At 49.4% G+C, this 19,216-nt stretch carries 13 protein-coding genes; 10 read left to right on the top strand and 3 right to left on the bottom strand.

The genetic code is table 11. The annotated features are described in order from the left end of the window. The 6 genes from AB1756_08045 to AB1756_08020 form a co-directional block, all read left to right on the top strand. Positions 1 to 1,172, top strand: a 1,172-nt coding sequence (locus AB1756_08045) for a sigma-54 dependent transcriptional regulator (GenBank protein ID MEW5807278.1), incomplete at its 5' end; no start/stop codon positions are given. Positions 1,173 to 1,340: 168 nt separating this feature from the next. Continuing rightward, complete coding sequence (locus AB1756_08040) at positions 1,341 to 2,747, top strand: TolC family protein (GenBank protein MEW5807277.1); 1,407 nt, start codon at positions 1,341 to 1,343, stop codon at positions 2,745 to 2,747. A 28-nt stretch (positions 2,748 to 2,775) separates the two neighbouring features. Then, entirely contained in the window at positions 2,776 to 3,834 is a 1,059-nt protein-coding gene (locus AB1756_08035) for an efflux RND transporter periplasmic adaptor subunit (protein MEW5807276.1), read from the top strand. Between the two features lies 1 nt (position 3,835). Further along, on the top strand, positions 3,836 to 6,961 hold the full coding sequence (locus AB1756_08030) for an efflux RND transporter permease subunit (protein MEW5807275.1): 3,126 nt from the start codon (positions 3,836 to 3,838) through the stop codon (positions 6,959 to 6,961). Between the two features lie 202 nt (positions 6,962 to 7,163). Next, positions 7,164 to 7,577, top strand: a complete 414-nt coding sequence (locus tag AB1756_08025) for a hypothetical protein (protein ID MEW5807274.1) — start codon at positions 7,164 to 7,166, stop codon at positions 7,575 to 7,577. A 232-nt stretch (positions 7,578 to 7,809) separates the two neighbouring features. Next, complete coding sequence (locus tag AB1756_08020) at positions 7,810 to 9,537, top strand: DUF885 domain-containing protein (GenBank protein MEW5807273.1); 1,728 nt, start codon at positions 7,810 to 7,812, stop codon at positions 9,535 to 9,537. Here the strand turns inward: AB1756_08020 and uvrA are convergent. The 3 genes from uvrA to AB1756_08005 all read right to left on the bottom strand — a co-directional run bounded on the left by uvrA (position 9,526) and on the right by AB1756_08005 (position 14,302). Beyond that, complete coding sequence (gene uvrA / locus AB1756_08015; GenBank protein MEW5807272.1) at positions 9,526 to 12,345, bottom strand: excinuclease ABC subunit UvrA; 2,820 nt, start codon at positions 12,343 to 12,345, stop codon at positions 9,526 to 9,528. The genes AB1756_08020 and uvrA overlap by 12 nt on opposite strands. Before the next feature lie 656 nt (positions 12,346 to 13,001). Next, positions 13,002 to 13,979, bottom strand: a complete 978-nt coding sequence (locus AB1756_08010; protein ID MEW5807271.1) for a transposase — start codon at positions 13,977 to 13,979, stop codon at positions 13,002 to 13,004. Further along, entirely contained in the window at positions 13,976 to 14,302 is a 327-nt protein-coding gene (locus tag AB1756_08005) for a DUF6788 family protein (protein MEW5807270.1), read from the bottom strand. Before AB1756_08005 ends, AB1756_08010 begins: the two co-directional genes overlap by 4 nt. A 200-nt stretch (positions 14,303 to 14,502) precedes the next feature. Here AB1756_08005 and AB1756_08000 point away from each other — a divergent pair, with 200 nt between their 5' ends. The 4 genes from AB1756_08000 to AB1756_07985 all read left to right on the top strand — a co-directional run bounded on the left by AB1756_08000 (position 14,503) and on the right by AB1756_07985 (position 19,006). Then, positions 14,503 to 15,228 (top strand): transposase, encoded by a 726-nt coding sequence (locus tag AB1756_08000; GenBank protein ID MEW5807269.1) that lies wholly within the window; start codon positions 14,503 to 14,505, stop codon positions 15,226 to 15,228. A 323-nt stretch (positions 15,229 to 15,551) separates the two neighbouring features. Then, positions 15,552 to 16,682 (top strand): ATP-binding protein, encoded by a 1,131-nt coding sequence (locus tag AB1756_07995; GenBank protein MEW5807268.1) that lies wholly within the window; start codon positions 15,552 to 15,554, stop codon positions 16,680 to 16,682. After that, on the top strand, positions 16,648 to 18,000 hold the full coding sequence (locus AB1756_07990) for a sigma-54 dependent transcriptional regulator (GenBank protein MEW5807267.1): 1,353 nt from the start codon (positions 16,648 to 16,650) through the stop codon (positions 17,998 to 18,000). The genes AB1756_07995 and AB1756_07990 overlap by 35 nt, the downstream gene beginning before the upstream one ends. Positions 18,001 to 18,247: 247 nt before the next feature. Further along, positions 18,248 to 19,006: a response regulator gene (locus tag AB1756_07985; GenBank protein MEW5807266.1), complete on the top strand. Its 759-nt coding sequence runs from the start codon at positions 18,248 to 18,250 to the stop codon at positions 19,004 to 19,006. Positions 19,007 to 19,216 lie beyond the last annotated feature (210 nt).

The raw sequence follows: 19,216 nt of genomic DNA, 5'->3' as shown, positions 1-19,216 counted from the left end.
TAAGTTATCCCGACACGATGACCATCATGATGACTGCCTATAGCAGCATCAGCAACGCCGTGGAAGCTATCAAGCTCGGTGCCCACGATTACATCAACAAGCCGTTCAGCCACGACGATCTCATTATCAAAATCAAGAATGCACTAGAAACAACCCGTTTGAAGAGGGAGCTGAAGAGATATCAGGAGGACCAGCGCCGGAATTACGGGATAGAGAACATTATCCATGAAAGCAAGGCGATGAGGGAGATACACAATCTCGTCAATAAGATCGCTTCCAGTGCAACAACCACCGTTCTCATCAAGGGGGAAAGCGGCACCGGCAAGGACCTGATGGCCAAGCTCATTCACTTCTCAAGCGACCGTTTCGACAAGCCCTTTATGAACATCACCTGCTCGGCACTCCCGGAGACCCTCCTGGAGAGCGAGCTTTTCGGCCACGAGAAAGGAGCATTCACCGACGCGAAGATACTGAAGAAAGGGCTTCTGGAATTAGCCGATGGAGGGACAGTTTTTCTCGATGAGATCGGCGATATGGGGCTGACACTCCAGGCGAAAATGCTCCGCTTCCTTGAAGAGAAGGCGTTCAAGAGGGTCGGTGGGATCAAGGACATCAAGGTGGATGTCCGCGTCATAGCTTCTACCAACAAGGATCTGGAGACGGCCGTCAGGCAAGGACAATTCCGGGAAGATCTCTATTACCGGTTGAGGGTCATCCCGCTCCACATGCCACCCCTGAGAGAGAGGAAGGAGGACATCCCCGCACTCACCGATCATTTCATAAAGATCTTTTCCAGCGAGTTCAAGAGGAAGACCATCCCCAGGTTTTCCGATGATGCGATGAACTTCATGGTCCATTACGACTGGCCGGGAAACATCAGAGAGCTTAGGAATGTTGTTGAGAGGTTGATGATCCTCGGAGGGGGTGAAGTCTTCGAGGTCGAAGACCTTCCCAGGGACATGTTCTTTTCAAAGAAGGAAGAAGTCCGACCACAAGGAGAAAAAGGGCTCGTCCTTCCCGAGAGCGGCACATCCCTGAAGGAGGTCGAGAAGGAACTCGTGAAACAGGCGCTCGAAAAGACACGATGGAATCAGACACACGCTGCCAAACTCCTCAACATCGGTCGCGATGCCCTTCGCTACAAGATGAAAAAATATGGCTTCCTGCAGTGATCGCCTCTCCTGTCGGCTCGACACATTGTGGCGAGCCTCATGAAGAAACTTTCAGAGTCCTCTTTCGTAAGATAAGCTTGTGAAAATTGTAATAAAATTGCGAACATACCGATTTGTATTATAATTTCTGCTTATTCATGTATCCTCAATCTTATGATTAAAGGACTTATGGGAAGGAAAAATGTCGCATTTAACGGTATCGCACGTTTGCTACTTGTATTCTTCATGGCATGCCTTTTCAGCGTTTCCTTGATCCTCACAGGTGAAGCAGGGGATGGCAGCACCTTCACGTTGCGAGAAGCGATCGACTATGCACTCTCCCATAACCAGGACCTGGCGCGAACGAGAGAGAGAGTCCATGAGGTGCAGGGAATGAAGAAGGAAGCGGTTGCCGATGCCCTGCCGCAAGTCAGCACGAGCATAGATAGTTTCCGATACAGGGACCCGGGAATCCTCAACAGCCCGAACTTTCAGGACTTCATCAACGATCCCAATTCCCCCTTTCCGCGTGAAGCCCTTCTGCCCCGGCCGGTCAACATGTACAACGTCACCTTTTCTCTTGAGCAGCCCATCTATTCCTGGGGGAAGCTTGGCAAGACGGTAGAGGCTGCCAGGATCGAATTCGAGACAACTGATCTTAATATAAGAGCAAAAGAGCAGGAGATCGCTTATAACATCGCTATCGCCTATTACAATCTTCTCCTCTCATACGAGCGATTGAAGGTTCTCGAAAAAGCAGAGGAGACGCAGGAGAATAATCTCAAGATAGTCTCCGACAAGTACGAGGTGGAAACAGCCACGAAACTCGACCTTCTGAAGGCAAAGACGGCTCTCTCAAATCTAATCCCGCAGAGGATAGCGGCCGAGAACGACGTCAAAATCGCCCGGGCCCATTTGAACTACTTGATGGGAAGAAAGATCGATGAACCTCTCACACTTGCTGATTCTCTATACATCTCTGAGGACCTCCCCTCACAGGATCTCACCAGGTATGCCTTGATCGCCTTCAGGGAGAGGCCGGATCTTGCTTCGCTGGATAGTGGCATCCGTTTCCTCGAAAAGAGGATCGAGATCGAGAAACTGAGCCTGAGGCCCTCCTTCAATTTCTTCGGGAACTTCGGCTGGTCCACAATCGAGATGGAAAACGTCGGAAAGAGCGATTACGAATCGTGGAGGGTCGGCATTGGATTCAAGGTGACTCTCTTCGATGGATTTAGAATCTCGGGAAGGATCATGCAGGTACAGTCGCAGATCATGCAGAATACGCTGCAGAAGAAGTATCTGGAAAGCGGCATAACCCTGGAGATAGAAAAAACGCTCAAGGAATTGACGAGAGCATACGAAAGTCTTCAGGCTGCGCTGACGGCCCAGGAGGAGGCCAACGAGACGCTGAAGGTAGCACAGGATAATTTCGATCTGAACCTTGCCACGCAGCTTGATGTCCTCTACTCGGAAAGCCAGGTCCGGCAGGCGGAACTGAACGTAGCTCAGGCTCGAAGAGATTGTCTTGCAGCACGGGCAAGCTTGAAATATCTTATTGGTTTAGACATCACCAAAGATCTTTCCGTTGAGTAGAAACGAGCATTGTACGACAGAGCCGTAAATGAATAAGATAATTACCATTTCAATTATTACACTTATGGTAGGAAGTTTCATCTCCTTGATCGGCTGCACCTCGGAAAAAGGTAATGCGGCTGCCGATACACAAAGAATGGAGAAGCCCCCCACTAACGTCTCCATAATGGAACTGTCCCAGTCCTCGCTGACGGAACATATCTACCTGACCGGCGTTACCGAACCGTTCACGGAAGTGAGGATCTCCTCCGAGGAAGGGGGAATCGTCGAGAAGCTGAACTTCGATAAGGGGGATCATGTTCAGAAAGGAAAGGAGCTGATCTGGATCAATGCGCAGCTCCTCCAGGCATCACTCGAGGAGGCCAGGGCAGATCTAGCCCTTAAGGAATCGAACTACCAGAAGGCGGAAACTCTTCTCGAGAGGAAATCGATTACTGCACAGGACAGGCTGAACGCCAAGACCCAGTATGAGATGGCAATGGCGCGCTACGAGCAGGCCAGGATCAGGCTCGATAAGGCGATCGTGGAATCTCCTATCTCTGGCGTAGTTGTAGAGAAAAGCGTCGAGGAGGGAGAGTTCGTTCCGCCTGGAGGAAACGTTGCCGTCATCCAGGATCTCTTGAAGATAAGGGTCTCCGCCGCCCTCCCCGAGCCAGAAATTCCGTACATCCACAGGAGCAGCGAAGCAGTGATAACTCTGGATGCCTTTCCCGGAGATCACTTCAAGGGTCATGTTAGCTACATAGGAAATGCCGCCAATAGCGTCACAAGGACATTCCCCATGGAAGTAGTCCTATATAATCCAGGGATGAAGATAAAATCAGGAATGGTGGCTCGTCTCGCCATCGTTAAGAGAGTTTTCAATGATGCCATCGTGATCCCACAGGATTCCATCGTCCAGACTGAAAAAGGTAAATTCGTCTTCGTCCTGAACGGTGATCGAGCCTCCCGGCATGAGGTAAAGACGGGAGCCTCTTCCGATAGCCGGATTGTCATTGAGGAAGGCTTACATTTCGGCGACAAATTGATCATCAGGTCTCAGAAGGAACTTGTGGACGGACAGGACGTCAACGTCGTGGAAGAGTGAAATGTACATTACAAAGCTATCGATTAAACATTCTCTGACCGTCTACGTTCTCATGTTCATTCTCATTATCTTCGGCGTTGCAACCTACCTGAGCATTCCGAGGGAATCCTTCCCGGAAGTTAAAATTCCTTACATCTTTGTTTCAACGGTTTACCCGGGCGTGTCGCCGGAAGACATCGAATCCCTCGTCACGCAGAAGATCGAAAAAGAGATCAAGGGGATAAGCGACATTGAGGAGATTACCTCATTTTCCAATGAAGGGTATTCCACTATAGCCGTCGAGTTTGAGCCTGACGTTGACCTCGACACCGCTCTACAGAAGGTGCGGGACCGCGTGGACCTCGCCAAACCGGAGCTCCCCGAAGATGCCGAAGACCCGCTCATCACTGAGTTCAACGTTTCCGACATCCCCATCATGATAGTCAACATCGCCGGGGACTGCGGTCTCGTCAAGCTGAAGCAGATCGCCGAGGACTTCAAGGACGAGATCGAGACCGTACGGGGAGTCCTGGCCGCCAACATAGTCGGAGGTCTGGAGCGAGAAGTTCAGGTCAACGTGGACCCGAGGAGGCTTAACTATTATCAGCTTTCCTTTCAGGACATCGTGGACACGATCAAGGCAGAAAACCTCACCATGCCCGGCGGGAACATCGATATCGGCCGGCTGAAGAACCTCATCCGGGTGCCCGGAGAGATCGAACGACCCGATCAGATAAAGCACTTCGTGCTGAAATCCGCCGGAGGACAGGCGGTTTACATCCGGGATGTTGCCGATGTCCTCTATGATTTCAAGGACAGGACTAGCATCTCCCGGTTAAACGGGAAGGAATCCGTCTCAATCTCCATCCAGAAACGGACTGGCGAAAACATTATCCGCATCACGGACGAGATCAAGGGAACTCTCAAAGAACTTGAGGAGAAGTGCCCTGCGGGGACGCAGATCTCTATCATCGCCGACCTCTCTCGCGACATCCGCCTGATGGTCCGGGAGCTGGAAAACAACATCATTTCCGGGTTCATTCTCATCGTGGCTGTCCTCATGATCGTCATGGGGATCAGGAACTCCCTCTTCGTGGCCACGGCCATCCCCCTCTCTCTCCTCATCACTTTCATCTGCCTCTTCTTCATCGGGTATACGATGAATATGGTCGTCCTTTTCAGCCTGATCCTTGTGGTCGGGATGCTTGTGGATAATGCCATCGTCATCGTCGAAAATATCTACCGGCACCGTGAAGAGGGGGAAAAAGAAAGAGAAGCAGCTTTAAATGGCACGAGCGAGGTGGCGGTTCCGGTTATATCCTCGACGGTCACGACGCTTGTCGCCTTCGCCCCTATGTATTTCTGGCCCGGCATCGTGGGCGATTTCATGAGCTACCTTCCGGTGACACTCATAATCTCCCTCACGGCATCCCTGTTCGTTGCGCTCGTCATGAACCCGGTCATCTGCGCCAACATGATGCGGATAAACCCGAAGAAATTGAAGATTGAGCGGTTGAAACATGGTCTATTTTACTCGCACTACAGGCAGTTCCTCACTTTTATCATCAACACCAGAAAGCATAGAGTCTTGACTCTTCTTATCATGTTTGGCCTTCTCATCCTCACATTCATCGCTTATGGTTTTTGGGGTCTCGGTGTCGAGTTCTTCCCAGACGTCGAGCCCAACAACATCTTCATAAGAGTGGACGCTCCTGCTGGCACCAACCTCGAGGCCTCTGATGGCATCGTTAAGAAGATAGAAACAAAGGTCATCGACACTCCTGACATGGAGAACTTCATCTCCAACATCGGCACTCAGGGAGATATCATCAGCATAGGACCTGCCACCGGCGAAGCCACCAACAAGAGCCAGATCATCATTGACCTTCACAATCAGGAAGATCGGAAACAGTCTTCTTTCAAGACTCTCGAACGGCTCCGGGAAGAGATGAAGGATATCGGAGGGGCCGAGATCGAGACAGTGAAGGAAGAGCAAGGACCGCCGACGGGCCCTCCCGTTAACATCGACATCGCCGGCGATGATTTCGATGTTCTTGTCCGACTCTCCAACGAGATCAAGGAGAAGATCAAGGACATCCCGGGGCTCGTCAACCTCAGGGATAACTATGATGAAGGGAAGCCGGAGATCCATGTGAAGGTAGACCGGATTCTCGCCACTTTTGCTGGTCTCAACACCGAAAAAGTCGCCAATGCCATTCGCACCGCCATCAACGGAACGGAAGCTTCGAAGTACCGGGTTGGTGAAGATGAGTACGACATAACTGTGAGACTCTCCCCTGAATCCAGGAAGAACCTCGAAGACCTGAAGAGCCTTACCATCGCAAACCAGGAGACTGGTTTCCAGATCCCGATCACGGCTCTCGCAGAGATAAAGATAGGGGTCGGTCCATCCACCATCATTCGGAAGAATCTCAAGAGAGTTATAACGGTACAAGCGGACGTTGTGAAAACGAAAGGAAGGACTGAAAACACGATTCGCAATGAAGCGATGGAGATACTCAAGGATTTTCCACTTCCGCCTGGTTACAGGATCTCCTTCACGGGACAGAATGAGGAACAGGAAGAATCGGAGAAATTCATCACCTGGGCCTTCTGGATCGCCATTCTCCTGATTGCCCTTGTTCTGATCACCCAGTTCGATTCGCTGATCCTCCCCCTGACCATCATGATTTCGGTAATCCTGTCACTCATCGGCGTTCTCTGGGGGCTTATCATCACGCGGACCCCCTTCGGCATCGTCATGACCGGGATCGGGGTCATCTCCCTGGCGGGCGTCGTCGTCAACAATGCCATCGTCTTATGCGATTTCATAGTGCAATTGAGACAGAGGGGCTATCCGAAGATCGATGCCATTGTGGAAGCCGGAGTCATACGGCTCAGGCCGGTCATGCTCACGGCGGTAACAACGGTCCTTGGTCTCATTCCTCTAACAACCGGGATCAGTTTTGATTTCATCGATTTCAAATGGACCATTAATGGCGAGAGCAGCCAGTGGTGGGGCCCCATGGGTGTTGCCGTCATCTTCGGGCTCTCCTTTGCTACAATCCTCACGCTTGTCGTCGTCCCGATCACATACTACATGCTCGATTCAGTCTCAGAACGACTAAAACGCTTCCTCAAAATCTGATCCTGCCCTTGACTCTGTAATTCTCAGTCAATGTGATGGCGAGAAAACCAAGATTCTTCTACAAAAAAACAATTGACAAGAAGCATTCTATTATCTTTTAATATAGAGGACCCGCTGAAAGGTCCCCTCTAGAAATCAGCGAGCTTTCACTATTCTGAAAATGATGGATGTTAGTGCTAAGCTTATCATGAGGAGGTAAAAGATGAATGTCAAAAGATGGTTCATTGCTTTTATAGTCGTTTTCATTATCTTCTTTGCGCTCGATTGGTTCTTCAATAGCGTTTGCCTGATGAAGCAATATGAAGCCACGGCGCATCTATGGAGACCGAAGGATGAGATGATGGGCTTCATGCCGGTCTGGATCGTCATTGATATCATCTGGTCGCTCCTCTTCTGCTACATCTACACGAAAGGCTACGAGGGTAAAGGGAAGGGAATAGCAGAAGGGTTGCGTTACGGTCTCTGGCTCGGTCTCTTCGTCACGATACCGATGGCTCTGGGTGTATACACGTACATGCCCATTCCCGGAAGACTTGCCTTAGGCTGGTTCATCACGGGGATGTTCACGTACCTCCTGTGCGGACTTGTCTTGGGGCTTATCTATAAGAAGGCCTGAGAGCGCCCGGCGAAAAGACACTAGATTTATCTGGTTCTTTGTTCTATTGCGTTGTATTTCTATCAAAAAAGGCTTTCTTTTTAGCAATAAAACGCTCTTCAATAGAGCTGCTTTGATTAGCTTTTAAAGAATCCCACTCCACGCTGTCTGGGGGGCACAATTCCTGCTACAGTTATAGCCTTTTGCCTTCGATTGATATTTAATCTCTTCATCATGGAAGGAGGGCAGATGTTTGGCACAGGATCAATTTTTTTATAGAATCGCCGAGCGGTATCTTGATGACATGCTGAGGATCAATCCGAGCACCGCCACGGTCAATGGGTACCATAGATTCGACGGTCTCCTCGAAGATTTCAGCAAGCCAGGTATCAGGAAGAGGATCGAACTCTACGAGAAGTATCTCGCCGATTTCCAGCGGCTCGACCATGAATCCCTGAGCCTCAGCGCCCGGATCGATCACGGTATCCTGATCAACGACATTGAATCCACACTTTTCACCCTGAAAGAGCTCAAGCCTTATGAGAACGACCCGGCGCTTTACAACGACATCATCGGGTTCGGAATGCTCTTCCTTACGATCCAGGAAGAGGATTCGCCTGTATGGCCCGAGAGACTGCAGAGTATGCTTGACAGGATGAGAAAGATTCCAGAATTCCTGGAGATCGCCAGGAAGAATCTCAAGAATCCTCCGAAGGTCCACACGCTTTACATCATAGAGCGGAATCCTGCAAATATTGCCTTCTTTGATGAAACGCTCTCCTCCATCTTTGATAAAGCTCCGGCCATAGAAAATGATCTCATAGAAGCCAGGGATGAAGCGCTGAAAGCGCTCAGAGATTACCAGATGTTTCTGGAAACGGAGCTCCTTCCTCGCTCCAACGGAAACTGGAGACTTGGAAAGGACCTCTGGCGGAAGAAACTCCAGTTCACACTCCAGTCAGATATAAAGCCCGACGAGATCGTCGAAAGAGCACAGCAACTCCTGAAGAAATGGCGAGAGGAGATGCTCGAGATCGCCCTTCCGATACATGACAGGCTCTTCCCTGGCTGCAGACACGTAGAACAGGGCAACGCGCTCATCAATGCCGTTGTCCGGGAGGTTATTCACAAGATCTCAAAGAAGCATGCCACGAGCGATACTGTCTTCAGCGATGTTCAGATGTGGATCGGTAAGATAAAATCCCACATCAGAGAGAAGGGGATCATCACCCTGCCACCCGAGACCGACAACTTCTTTGTGGAGAGGACTCCGGGATTCCTGAATGGACTGGCGGTCGCCTACTTCAATCCAGCTCCCGTCTTCGAACCGCAATTGAAGAAGTCCTACTGGATCTCTTCTCTACCAAAAACCGGGGATGCGGAGAAAGACAGGAAGCAGGAGGAGTCTCATTTCAGGGAATACAACGATTACGGGCTTCAGAGCCTGACCATCCATGAGGCTTTTCCCGGACACTACGTTCAGTACTACTATGCGCAGAACTCTCCGATGGCGACGATCTACAAGAAAATCTTCCCGAGCTGGACATTTTCCGAAGGATGGGCAGTCCTCGGTGAGGAACAGATTTTCGAATCGGGGTACGGAAGCGAGGATCCTGCCGCACTGCTCATCCATACGAAGATCAATCTGAAGACCCCTATCAATGCAATCCTCGATGCAACCCTGCACACCAGCAATATGGGAGATGAAGAAGCAGACCAATGGGCTATTGATCTGTTGATGAATCAAGGGTTTCAGGAGGAGATGGAAGCTCATGGTAAGCTGCGAAGGGCCAAGATGACCTCCTGCCAACTATCGACCTACCTGGTGGGCTACCTGGAATTGAAGGAAATCATGGAAGAGTACAGGATGAGGAAGGGAAACCATTTCAACCTCAGGGAATTTAACGAGACGCTCCTCTCTTTCGGCACAATTCCACCGCGAGAGATCCGCAAACTCCTCTTTGAAAGTCTAAAGACTTAGGATCTTCTTCAGGAACTGGCCTGTATAAGACCTGGAGTTCCGGGCAATCTGTTCCGGAGTTCCCTGAGCGATTATTTCCCCACCTTCGTCTCCTCCTTCCGGACCGAGATCGATTATCCAGTCAGCCGTCTTGATGACGTCGAGGTTGTGCTCGATGACGATGACCGTGTTGCCAGCATCGGTAAGACGGTTAAGGACATTGAGCAGTTTCTTGATGTCGTCGAAGTGAAGTCCTGTCGTCGGCTCGTCAAGGACATAGAGCGTCTTCCCTGTGGCCCTCTTGCTTAGCTCCTTCGCCAGCTTAACGCGCTGGGCTTCCCCGCCGGAAAGCGTCGTCGCTGACTGGCCAAGCTTGATGTACCCAAGTCCGACGTCGTAGAGAGTCTGGAGCTTGTTTCTGATTTTCGGGATGTTTTTAAAGAATTCGAGTGCCTGCTGGACCGTCATGTCCAGGACGTCGGCTATCGTCGCCCCCTTGAACACAATCTCGAGCGTTTCTCTGTTGTATCTTCTTCCCTTGCAACTCTCGCAGGTCACGTAGACGTCGGGGAGGAAATGCATCTCGATCCTGATGAGCCCGTCCCCCTGGCAGGCCTCACATCGTCCTCCTCGAACATTGAATGAGAATCTTCCCGGCTTGTATCCCCTCATCTTCGATTCCTGAACCATCGAGAAAAGCTCCCTGATCGGAGTGAACAGGCCTACGTAGGTTGCCGGGTTTGACCTTGGAGTCCTGCCTATCGGCGACTGCTCGATATTGATGACCTTGTCTATATATTCAAGCCCTCTGATCCTTCTGTACTTCCCCGGAGAATCTGCCGCCTGCCAAAGTTCCTTCACAAGCGCCCTGTACAGGATATCGATGATGAGAGTGCTCTTTCCCGAACCCGAGACTCCCGTCACGGCGATGAATAAACCGAGCGGAAAATTTACGTTGATTTTTTTGAGATTATGTTCCGCGGCTCCCTCGATCGTCAAAAATGCGCCATTGTCCTTTCGCCTCTTTTCGGGAATGTCGATCTTCAGCCTGCCTGAGATGTACTTACCGGTAAGCGAGTTCTCGCATTTCATGATGTCTTCAGGCGTTCCCGTGACGACGACCTCTCCCCCCATCTCGCCCGCGCCGGGACCTAGATCAACTACAAAGTCGGCTGTCCTTATCGTCTCCTCATCATGTTCCACAACGATAACCGTATTCCCAAGATCTCTCATCTTGAGAAGAGTGTTGAGCAGCCTGCGGTTGTCTCTCTGATGGAGTCCGATGCTCGGCTCATCGAGTATGTAAAGGACACCCGTCAACCGCGAACCAATCTGTGTGGCGAGCCTGATCCGCTGCGCCTCACCTCCCGCCAGCGTCGCCGCCGTCCGGTCAAGCGTCAGGTAGCCAAGCCCTACGTCCATCATGAAGCCGAGCCGCTCCTTGATTTCCTTTAGAACCTGCTGGGCAATAAGCATCTGCTGTTTGTCGAGATCGAGGCGATCAAACGCTTCCAGGGCATCCTTGATGGAGAGAGCCGTGTGTTCGGCGATGTTTTTCCCACTGATCTTCACGGCAAGGGATTCGGGCCGTAGCCTCGCCCCCCTGCAGGAGGGGCAGGGATGGGACGACATGTACATTTCAATATCTTCCCTCACTTCTTCTGATTGAGTCTCCCTGTATCTTCGCTCGAGATTCGGAATTACCCCCTCGAAGCTTCTCCTGAACTCGTATCGAGAACGGTATCCCTCATACTCGTAATCAAATTCCCTTTCGCCAGAACCATGGAGAAGGATTTTCTGGATCTCTCCCGGGATCTTGTAGAACGGAGTGTACTCGCTGACCCTGTAATGATCGAGGACCGTCTTCAGCATCGTCCGATAGTATCCGCCCTCCGGCTTATTCCAGCAGTCAATGGCTCCATCCGCAATGGAGAGATATTTGTTGGGAACCACTTTATCCGGATCAATGTCCCTCTTCACACCAAGACCGCTGCATTCCTGGCAGGCTCCGTATGGAGAGTTGAAAGAGAACATCCGCGGTGCCAGCTCGGGGACGCTCACACCGCAATCCACGCAGGAAAACAATCTCGAGAAAAGAATCTCTTCCTGTTTGTCTATGGAAGCGATGACGAGACCCCCGGCGAGGTCGAGTGCCATCTCCACGGAATCGGTCACCCTTGTCTTGATTCCTTCCTTGAGGACGATCCGATCCACGATTATCTCAATGTCGTGTTTCTTGTTCTTGTCAAGGATAATCTCTTCGGAGAGATCGTAGATGATCCCATCGATCCGCGCCCTGAGAAAGCCCTTCCGAGCAGCCTGAGCCAGTTCCTTCCGGTACTCTCCCTTCCTTCCCCTGACAATCGGGGAGAGGATCTGGACCTTCGTCCCCTCGTCGAAGGAAAGGATGGAATCAACGATCTGCTGGACCGTCCGGGCCGCGATCGGCTTTTCGCACTTGTGACAGTGCGGCTTTCCAATGCGGGCGAAGAGGAGCCGCAGGTAATCGTAGATCTCCGTGATAGTCGCAACGGTGGAGCGGGGATTTCTGGAAGCCGACTTTTGTTCGATCGAGATGGCTGGCGAGAGTCCCTCGATAAACTCAACGTTGGGTTTTTCCATCTGCTCGAGGAACTGCCGAGCGTAGGCGGAGAGAGATTCGACGTACCTCCTCTGGCCTTCAGCGTAGAGAGTGTCGAAGGCAAGCGAGGACTTTCCCGAACCGCTGACTCCCGTTATGACGACCAGTTTGTTTCTCGGGATTGTGAGGTCGATATGCTTGAGATTGTGCTCGGCCGCCCCCTTGATGACTATCTCTTTAGCTTCCAACTCAGAACAACTCCCCTTTTCATGGATTTTTCCATTATTATAGCAGACTTTCCGGAGAGGGTCTGAATGGGGTCCACAGTGAAGCGAGACCGTTCCTTTCTGGAAGCATCGCCATCCCCTCCTTGATCGCTTCCCCTAGGGAAAGGGATATCAAAGCTTCCAGGCAACGTATGATTTAAGAAAGCTCCTCACGAGAGGCATCTTGCAGAGGATTCCTGGTACCAGGCGATACATGATGACTCATATGGGGTATAAGATAGCTGTCTTTTACACCATCGCTTATCATCATCTCTTCCGTCCTGTATGTGCCTGGTTTCAGACCGGCAGTCTCATGGTATCCCCGTATCAAAGTTCCTGGGACAAAGCGCATGAGAAACTTTTAAGTGGACTGAGCAACACTAGTGTTGACAGGCATTAATTCTCTCCAGACTTTGAGCGGCCAGATTTTTTTCTTTAAAAAGTTTCAAGCCCTCCATGAAAGTTTCCAACGGTGTTTTTCCCTGGTATCTTTTCCCCTGATGCGTGCGATTATTACTGAACTTTGGCAAATTTTTAGCATTAAAATCATACCTTTCCTATGCACTGGGTGCAAGAAGGTTCAGGCATCATGGACACGATGCAAAGGAAGGCAGTATGTGAGGGAAGGCTGATGGCAGCTACAGTGAGAGGATATCAAGAACATCATTGAGAGACTCCCCCTTACTCCACTTCTTGTAAGCCCATGCAATGGCCTCTCTCATCTGTAGCTGTTTGGCCCATTGGCACATCTGTCCGAGGGTCCGGAAGCGCTGACCTCTTTTCCGTCTCAGGTTCATCAGCACCAGGAGGGGATGGGCGCAGAAGACAAGTTCTGCATGGCGGAGGATGCTATTGGTTTTCCGCACCTGGTACTGCCCAAGACCCAGGTTTTGTTTTTCGTCCCGATACCCGTTTTCAATCAGGCTGCGTTTGGCATAGAGGGTGAGGATTTTTGTTTTGCTCCAGGTGAGGCTGCTTGTGGCTGTGGCTTTGGGTTCGATCTCCTCAAGAGAAACCCTCTTCTGCTCACTGGAGATGCGAGCCTTGGAAAACACAACCTGCGCTGGGCTAACATCGGGGATGTAGACTTCCAGGGGTCGGGTGGCGTAACAGGGATAGTTCACCACTTTCACCCCACGATAACCGGAAGCGGCTGCGGCTTTTTTCTCAAGAGCCTCGACCGTCATCCGCAGATGATCCGCCACAAGGAAGCTTGAGACAAAGTTATGTGCCCACACCGTTCGACGCTCGGTGTTGCTGTAGAAATACCCCGCTCCCTGCATGCATCGCCCACTCTTGGTGATTACGATGTCATCCAGGACAAAAAGAAGAGGCTTATCCCTTCTCACATGACGTCCAATCGCCCGATTCACCAGCTCGATTCTTTTGTCCCTGACCTTGTCCCTTGACCAGGTAGAATCACATATGAAGTTATTCAAAGAGGATTGATCGGTGGCTTCCAGGTAAGCCGCTGCAATGTCCTGGATGTTTCTTCCCCCCTCCCCGATAATCAGTCCCCAGACGTACCGGCAGAAGTGGCGAACCTGGGGCTCCGTGAAACACTCCTTAAACTCATTGGCGATTGAGAGAAACTCTTCTGGAATCGATACGATCATCTCTTCGCCTTCAGAATCTCCAGGTTCAAGAAGGCAATCCGGGCCAGCAGCTTTCTGGCTTCCCCGTATCGCTTGGTGGCCTTCTTGACGTGAGCCAGCTCAGCCCTGCGGATGTAGAGAATCTGACTTTTCCCCTTCTCTTTCCAGGTGAGTCTCCAGGTGGGCCCATGGAGTTCCCCTCGAGTGCAGCGACAGTTCCCCTTGTTGCAGGGAAGGTAGCTGGAGACCAGACTTCCTGGCAGTACATCGTCCATGCTCTGGAGTTTGTGCATCAGGCCTGGTTTTTTGTTTTCCAGGGCTTTGATTGTTCTTTTGTCTGCCATAGCTATTATCAGATAAGCTATTATACATATCTGATTTTATCATAAAAAAATTTCTGTCAACTTCTTTTAAAAATTTGCCAAAGTTCAGTTATTTACGGTGCTGTGAAGAATGCCTGCAGCGGGTCCTGCATACCACGGAGGGGGAACGAACGCAATACTACCATCGTCAAGTGACTGGGATGCTTCTCTGCGGGAGATTCGTGTTTCTTCTGGATATCGAACGGCAACATCCTGGAGAGGATGAGGTGGCGGCCGCAACAAGGTTATTCCTCAGAGTCTTACAACGATATCCTCGGGCATTCGATGTGGTCATTGGAGATGGTCTGTATGCGAGAGCTCCTTTTTTCCGTCTGGCTCTTGAAGCCGGGAAAGAGGTGATGGCGGTCCTCAAGGATGAACGGCGGGACTTGCTCCAGGATGCCTGCAGCTTGTTTGCCTCCCTTGAGCCCCAGCACGGCCAGTGGGGAAGCACGCAAAGAACCTGGTGGGATGTAGAACACTTCACGTCCTGGTCTGACCTGAACAGGGAGGTGCGCGTCGTGAAGTCCGTCGAAACCACCACGATTCAACGCCATCGGTCGAAGAAAAAAGAGCCGGTCATATCGGAGTGGATATGGGTCACGACCTTATCCCAGCAACAAGCCTCCTCCGAGACAATTATCCGTTTGGGGCATGCCCGATGGAGGATTGAGAATAACGGCTTTAACGAGTTGACCAACGAATGGGCCTTCGACCATCTCTACAAACATGATCCTGTCGCCATCGAAGCCTTCTGGCTCTTGGAACTCATGGCCTACAATCTGTTTCATGCTTTTATCCATCTCAATATCAAACCCCAGATCAGGTGCCAACATATGCTCCGGTATTGGGCTCACAGAATCACGGCGGATCTTTACCATGACCTCCCTGACTTTGCTCCGACTTGACTTCCCCGGAGATGTATCCATGCGGTGACAACCGACCATTCCTCTCTCGATCGGACTTGAGAGCATCAGTGTCTTCTGAAATCGAAAATCCCTGATGATGCTATCCGCAAAATCCAGAAAAATAGCCATGCGAAATTAAATGAACAGAAACTGGCCCCCAATCCCTGCCTTTTAGCCGACTTAGAGGAGAAGTTGCGGAATGCCTGATGTTAACTATTGCCCATACCAAAAATCGCTCAATTCCGCTATAATAGAACAATTCTTTGCGAGATGAATCCTTAACTCTCAATGATAAATACTGCTCATCTTAAGGAGGAAATATCTTGACGCAAGCGGAAACAAAAGAATTCTTGAATAGCATCCTCAAATCCATTCAAGGGGGAGTTTTTACTGTAGATAAAAATTTCAAGATCACCTCATTCAATCGTGGTGCCGAGGAGATTACCGGTTTCAAGAAAGAAGAAGTGCTCAATAAGAAATGCAGCGAAGTTTTCAAGAGCAATCTGTGCGAAAAAGATTGCCGCTTACGAGAAACATTAAAGACTGGAAAACCATTTTCTCATTATTATGCGACTCTCATTAACAGAGAAGGAGAAACAGTTCATGTCAGTTCCACGACTTCAGCGTTACGGGATAGCAACAATGAGATCATTGGAGGTTTAGAGATCTTCCAGGATATGACCGAGTTAAAAACTCTCCAGGACGAATTGGTGAGGGCAGAAAAGTTAACGTCCATAGGCCAATTGGCTGCAAGCGTTGCACACGAGGTGAATAATCCATTGGCCGGCGTTCTTGTGTATATCAGAATACTCCTCAAGAAGTACAGGGATGGAAATCTGCAGGATGGCTCGACAGAAAGTCAGCTTTTAAAGATGGAGAAAGAGCTGGAGAGAACGTCCCGGATCATCAAAAATCTTCTCGACTTCTCACGCCAGTCGGAGCCAAACCTGCGACCGATCGATTTGAATCAAGTCATTGAAGCTGCTCTGGCATTAGTTGAACATCAGATTGATCTTGAAAACATCAAGCTTGAGAAGAAATTCAATGCGCCACTCCCTCTCGTCCTCGCTGACTTCGAAAAAATCCAGCAGGTCATGATCAATATGATCCTGAACGCGACTCAGGCCATGCCGAATGGAGGCATCCTGACAATTGCCACATCTGTTGCTTCCGGCATAAAGATCGGCGATTCTCCTAAACAGGCAGTGAGAATTGATATCGAAGATACCGGAGTCGGCATTACAAAGGAAAATTTGGGTAAACTTTTCACACTCTTTTTCACGACCAAGCCGAAGGGTAAAGGCGTCGGACTTGGTCTTCCGGTAGCGCACAGAATTATCGAGCAGCATAAAGGAAAGATAGAAGTGGTCAGCGAGCCCAACATCGGAACGACATTTACTATATATCTCGAGGTAATGGATGAGCACAAAAACGGCAATACTCGTCGTAGATGATGAGAGTATCGTACGAGAGTCACTCCGCGACTGGTTGAGCAGCGTTGGTTTTGAAGTGGAAATAGCCGCCTCCGGTGCAGAAGCTCTCAAGATAATCCAGGAGAAGAAGATAAAAATCATGCTCACTGACCTGCTGATGCCTGGTATGGATGGCATCGAACTCATGAAGGAGGCAAAAAAGATAGTCCCCACCATGTCGGCAGTCATCATTACGGCTCACGGCACCATTCAAACGGCCATCACCGCAATCAAAGAAGGGGCTCACGATTACATCGAAAAGCCGTTCTGCCTGGAAAAAGTTGAACACCTCATAAACAATCTGGTGGAACGTCACGAGCTGATTGAAGAAAATATTTCACTCCGGCAGAAGATTGAGGATCGATTTCAGTTCGAGGGGATCATCGGCAAGAGCCCCAGGATGGTAAAGATATTTGAGCTTATCAGAACGGTTGCCCCGACGACAGCCACAGTGTTAATAATCGGGGATACCGGTACTGGCAAAGAGGTTGTTGCCCGGGCCATTCATCAACAGAGTCAGCGTCGGGATAACCCGTTCATCGCCACATGCTGCGCCGCTCTCCCCGAAAGCCTGCTGGAAAGTGAGCTCTTCGGCCACGAAAAAGGGTCCTTCACGGGTGCCGTAGAAACAAAGAAGGGGAAGTTCGAAGCGGCAGACAAAGGCACTTTGTTTCTTGATGAAATTGGCGAAATAAACGCCAACACACAAATCCATCTTCTAAGAGCGCTCGAAGAGAAAAAAATTACAAGAGTAGGTAGCAACGAAGAAATTAATGTGGATGTTCGTGTCATTGCAGCGACGAATAAGCACTTAAAAAGAATCGTTGAGCAGGGGAAATTCAGGGAGGATCTCTATTACAGATTAAATGTCGTTACCATTGACCTTCCTCTGCTCAAAGATAGAAAAGAGGATATCCTTCCCCTGGCGGAACACTTCTTGAAAAAATATGTGAGAAACAATAAAAAAAGTATCAAGAGCTTTTCTCCCGAGGTGGTAGAATTCATGCTGAATTACTCGTGGCCTGGCAATGTCAGGGAGCTAGAAAACATGATAGAGCGGGGAGTAATTCTGGCAAAGAGCAAAAACATCACCCTCGCAGAACTTCCCCGCGACGTCATTCATCCAGCGCCCGCAGAAGGAAAATCCATAGATGATGTGATGAAAAATCACATTATTAATGTACTCGAGGAGGCAAACGGCAATATCACAAAAGCTGCGAAGATACTTGGTATTCAGAGAATGACTCTTTACAACAAGCTAAGAAAATATAACTATGATGTAAATAAATTAGACACATAATGTCTAATTTATTTGCGCTTCTCTTAAATTTTTTTCTATGTTGTTAGCCATCCCATAATTAGTCCTGCCTTATATCCAACCTATTTTGTTAAAGTTAGAATCATTTTTGAAATAATATTTTAATTCCCCAATTTTGGCACTTTAATTGTTAGTTATCATCGCTCTATGGATAATTAGAGTAATTATGATTGTTAAGTTTTTCACAATATGATAATACAAATAATCTTATAGAAATCGGAGGTTTGTCATGCAAAAAGAATCGATGTTGGTTGTTGAAGATGAGCATATTCTGCGGGAATCATTGGTAGAGTATTTTTCAACTGAAGATCGCAGAGTGGATGCCGCCGCGGATGGCGATAAGGAATTGGGAAAATACAATTTAAAAGATTATAATGTGATGATAGTTGATCTCAGGCTCCCGGGCCGCGATGGGCTTTCAATCCTCAAAGAAATCAAAAACATTAATCCACAAGCGAAAGTGATTATCGTCACGGCCTACCCTTCTGATGCAACCAAAATGGAGGCATTGCGATGGGGTGCTCTTAATTATTTGCCAAAGCCTTTCGATCTGAGCTATCTGGAAACCATAATCAGGGAACCTTACGAAGTACCTGCTCCGGTTGTTGAAGAACGCGTCATCGAAGAGGAAATTATCACTCCATGTATCTGGATGCAAGCAGGCATTGTAAGGGAACGCATGTGTACCGATGGCTATTTATGCAGAGGATGTAATTTTCATGCAGCGATGCTGACAAAAGCAGAATTCAGAAATGATCCGCGGATTCAACCTTACCTCGACAAGCTCGGTTCTCTGCTGGGGAAAAATCAGTGCAGATATACAATGGGCGGAGAGATTTCATTCCGAAGCTGCAAAATCTTTCATTGTGCCAATTGCGAATTACATCAGATGATCGAGTATAAGGTTGACCAACAGCTCGCTCTCAAGAGAGAGCTCAAGAAGAGGATACATATTGCAGAACGTCAGCCTGTTTCTAAGAATAATTAGTGAAAGCGGCTCAAAGTCTGTCGGTTAATATTCTTTAATAAGATATTTCAAGCTCATCTTCTACAGTTTGATTTTTTAATTTATTCCTAAATTGAGCGATTCTTGTTATGAATGGTAGTTTACCCACCTCCATACATGGATTCAAGGACCCCGCGGCTTGGGAAGCCCATTTTGATAAGTCAATGGAGGATGATTTTTCTTCCCATCAGA

It is taken from the genome of Acidobacteriota bacterium (assembly GCA_040752675.1).
Lineage (GTDB): Bacteria > Acidobacteriota > Polarisedimenticolia > JBFMGF01 > JBFMGF01 > JBFMGF01.
The sequence above is the reverse complement of the archived record's forward strand: the minus strand, read 5'-3'. Positions and strand labels throughout refer to the sequence as shown.

Excerpts from the sequence above, each read along its gene's own strand:
- AB1756_08030 (MEW5807275.1), top strand. The coding sequence starts at position 3,836 with ATGTACATTACAAAGCTATCGATTAAACATTCTCTGACCGTCTACGTT.
- AB1756_07990 (MEW5807267.1), top strand. The coding sequence starts at position 16,648 with ATGAGCACAAAAACGGCAATACTCGTCGTAGATGATGAGAGTATCGTA.
- AB1756_08040 (MEW5807277.1), top strand. The coding sequence starts at position 1,341 with ATGGGAAGGAAAAATGTCGCATTTAACGGTATCGCACGTTTGCTACTT.
- AB1756_07985 (MEW5807266.1), top strand. The coding sequence starts at position 18,248 with ATGCAAAAAGAATCGATGTTGGTTGTTGAAGATGAGCATATTCTGCGG.
- AB1756_08010 (MEW5807271.1), bottom strand. The coding sequence starts at position 13,979 with ATGATCGTATCGATTCCAGAAGAGTTTCTCTCAATCGCCAATGAGTTT.
- AB1756_08035 (MEW5807276.1), top strand. The coding sequence starts at position 2,776 with ATGAATAAGATAATTACCATTTCAATTATTACACTTATGGTAGGAAGT.
- AB1756_08025 (MEW5807274.1), top strand. The coding sequence starts at position 7,164 with ATGAATGTCAAAAGATGGTTCATTGCTTTTATAGTCGTTTTCATTATC.
- AB1756_08005 (MEW5807270.1), bottom strand. The coding sequence starts at position 14,302 with ATGGCAGACAAAAGAACAATCAAAGCCCTGGAAAACAAAAAACCAGGC.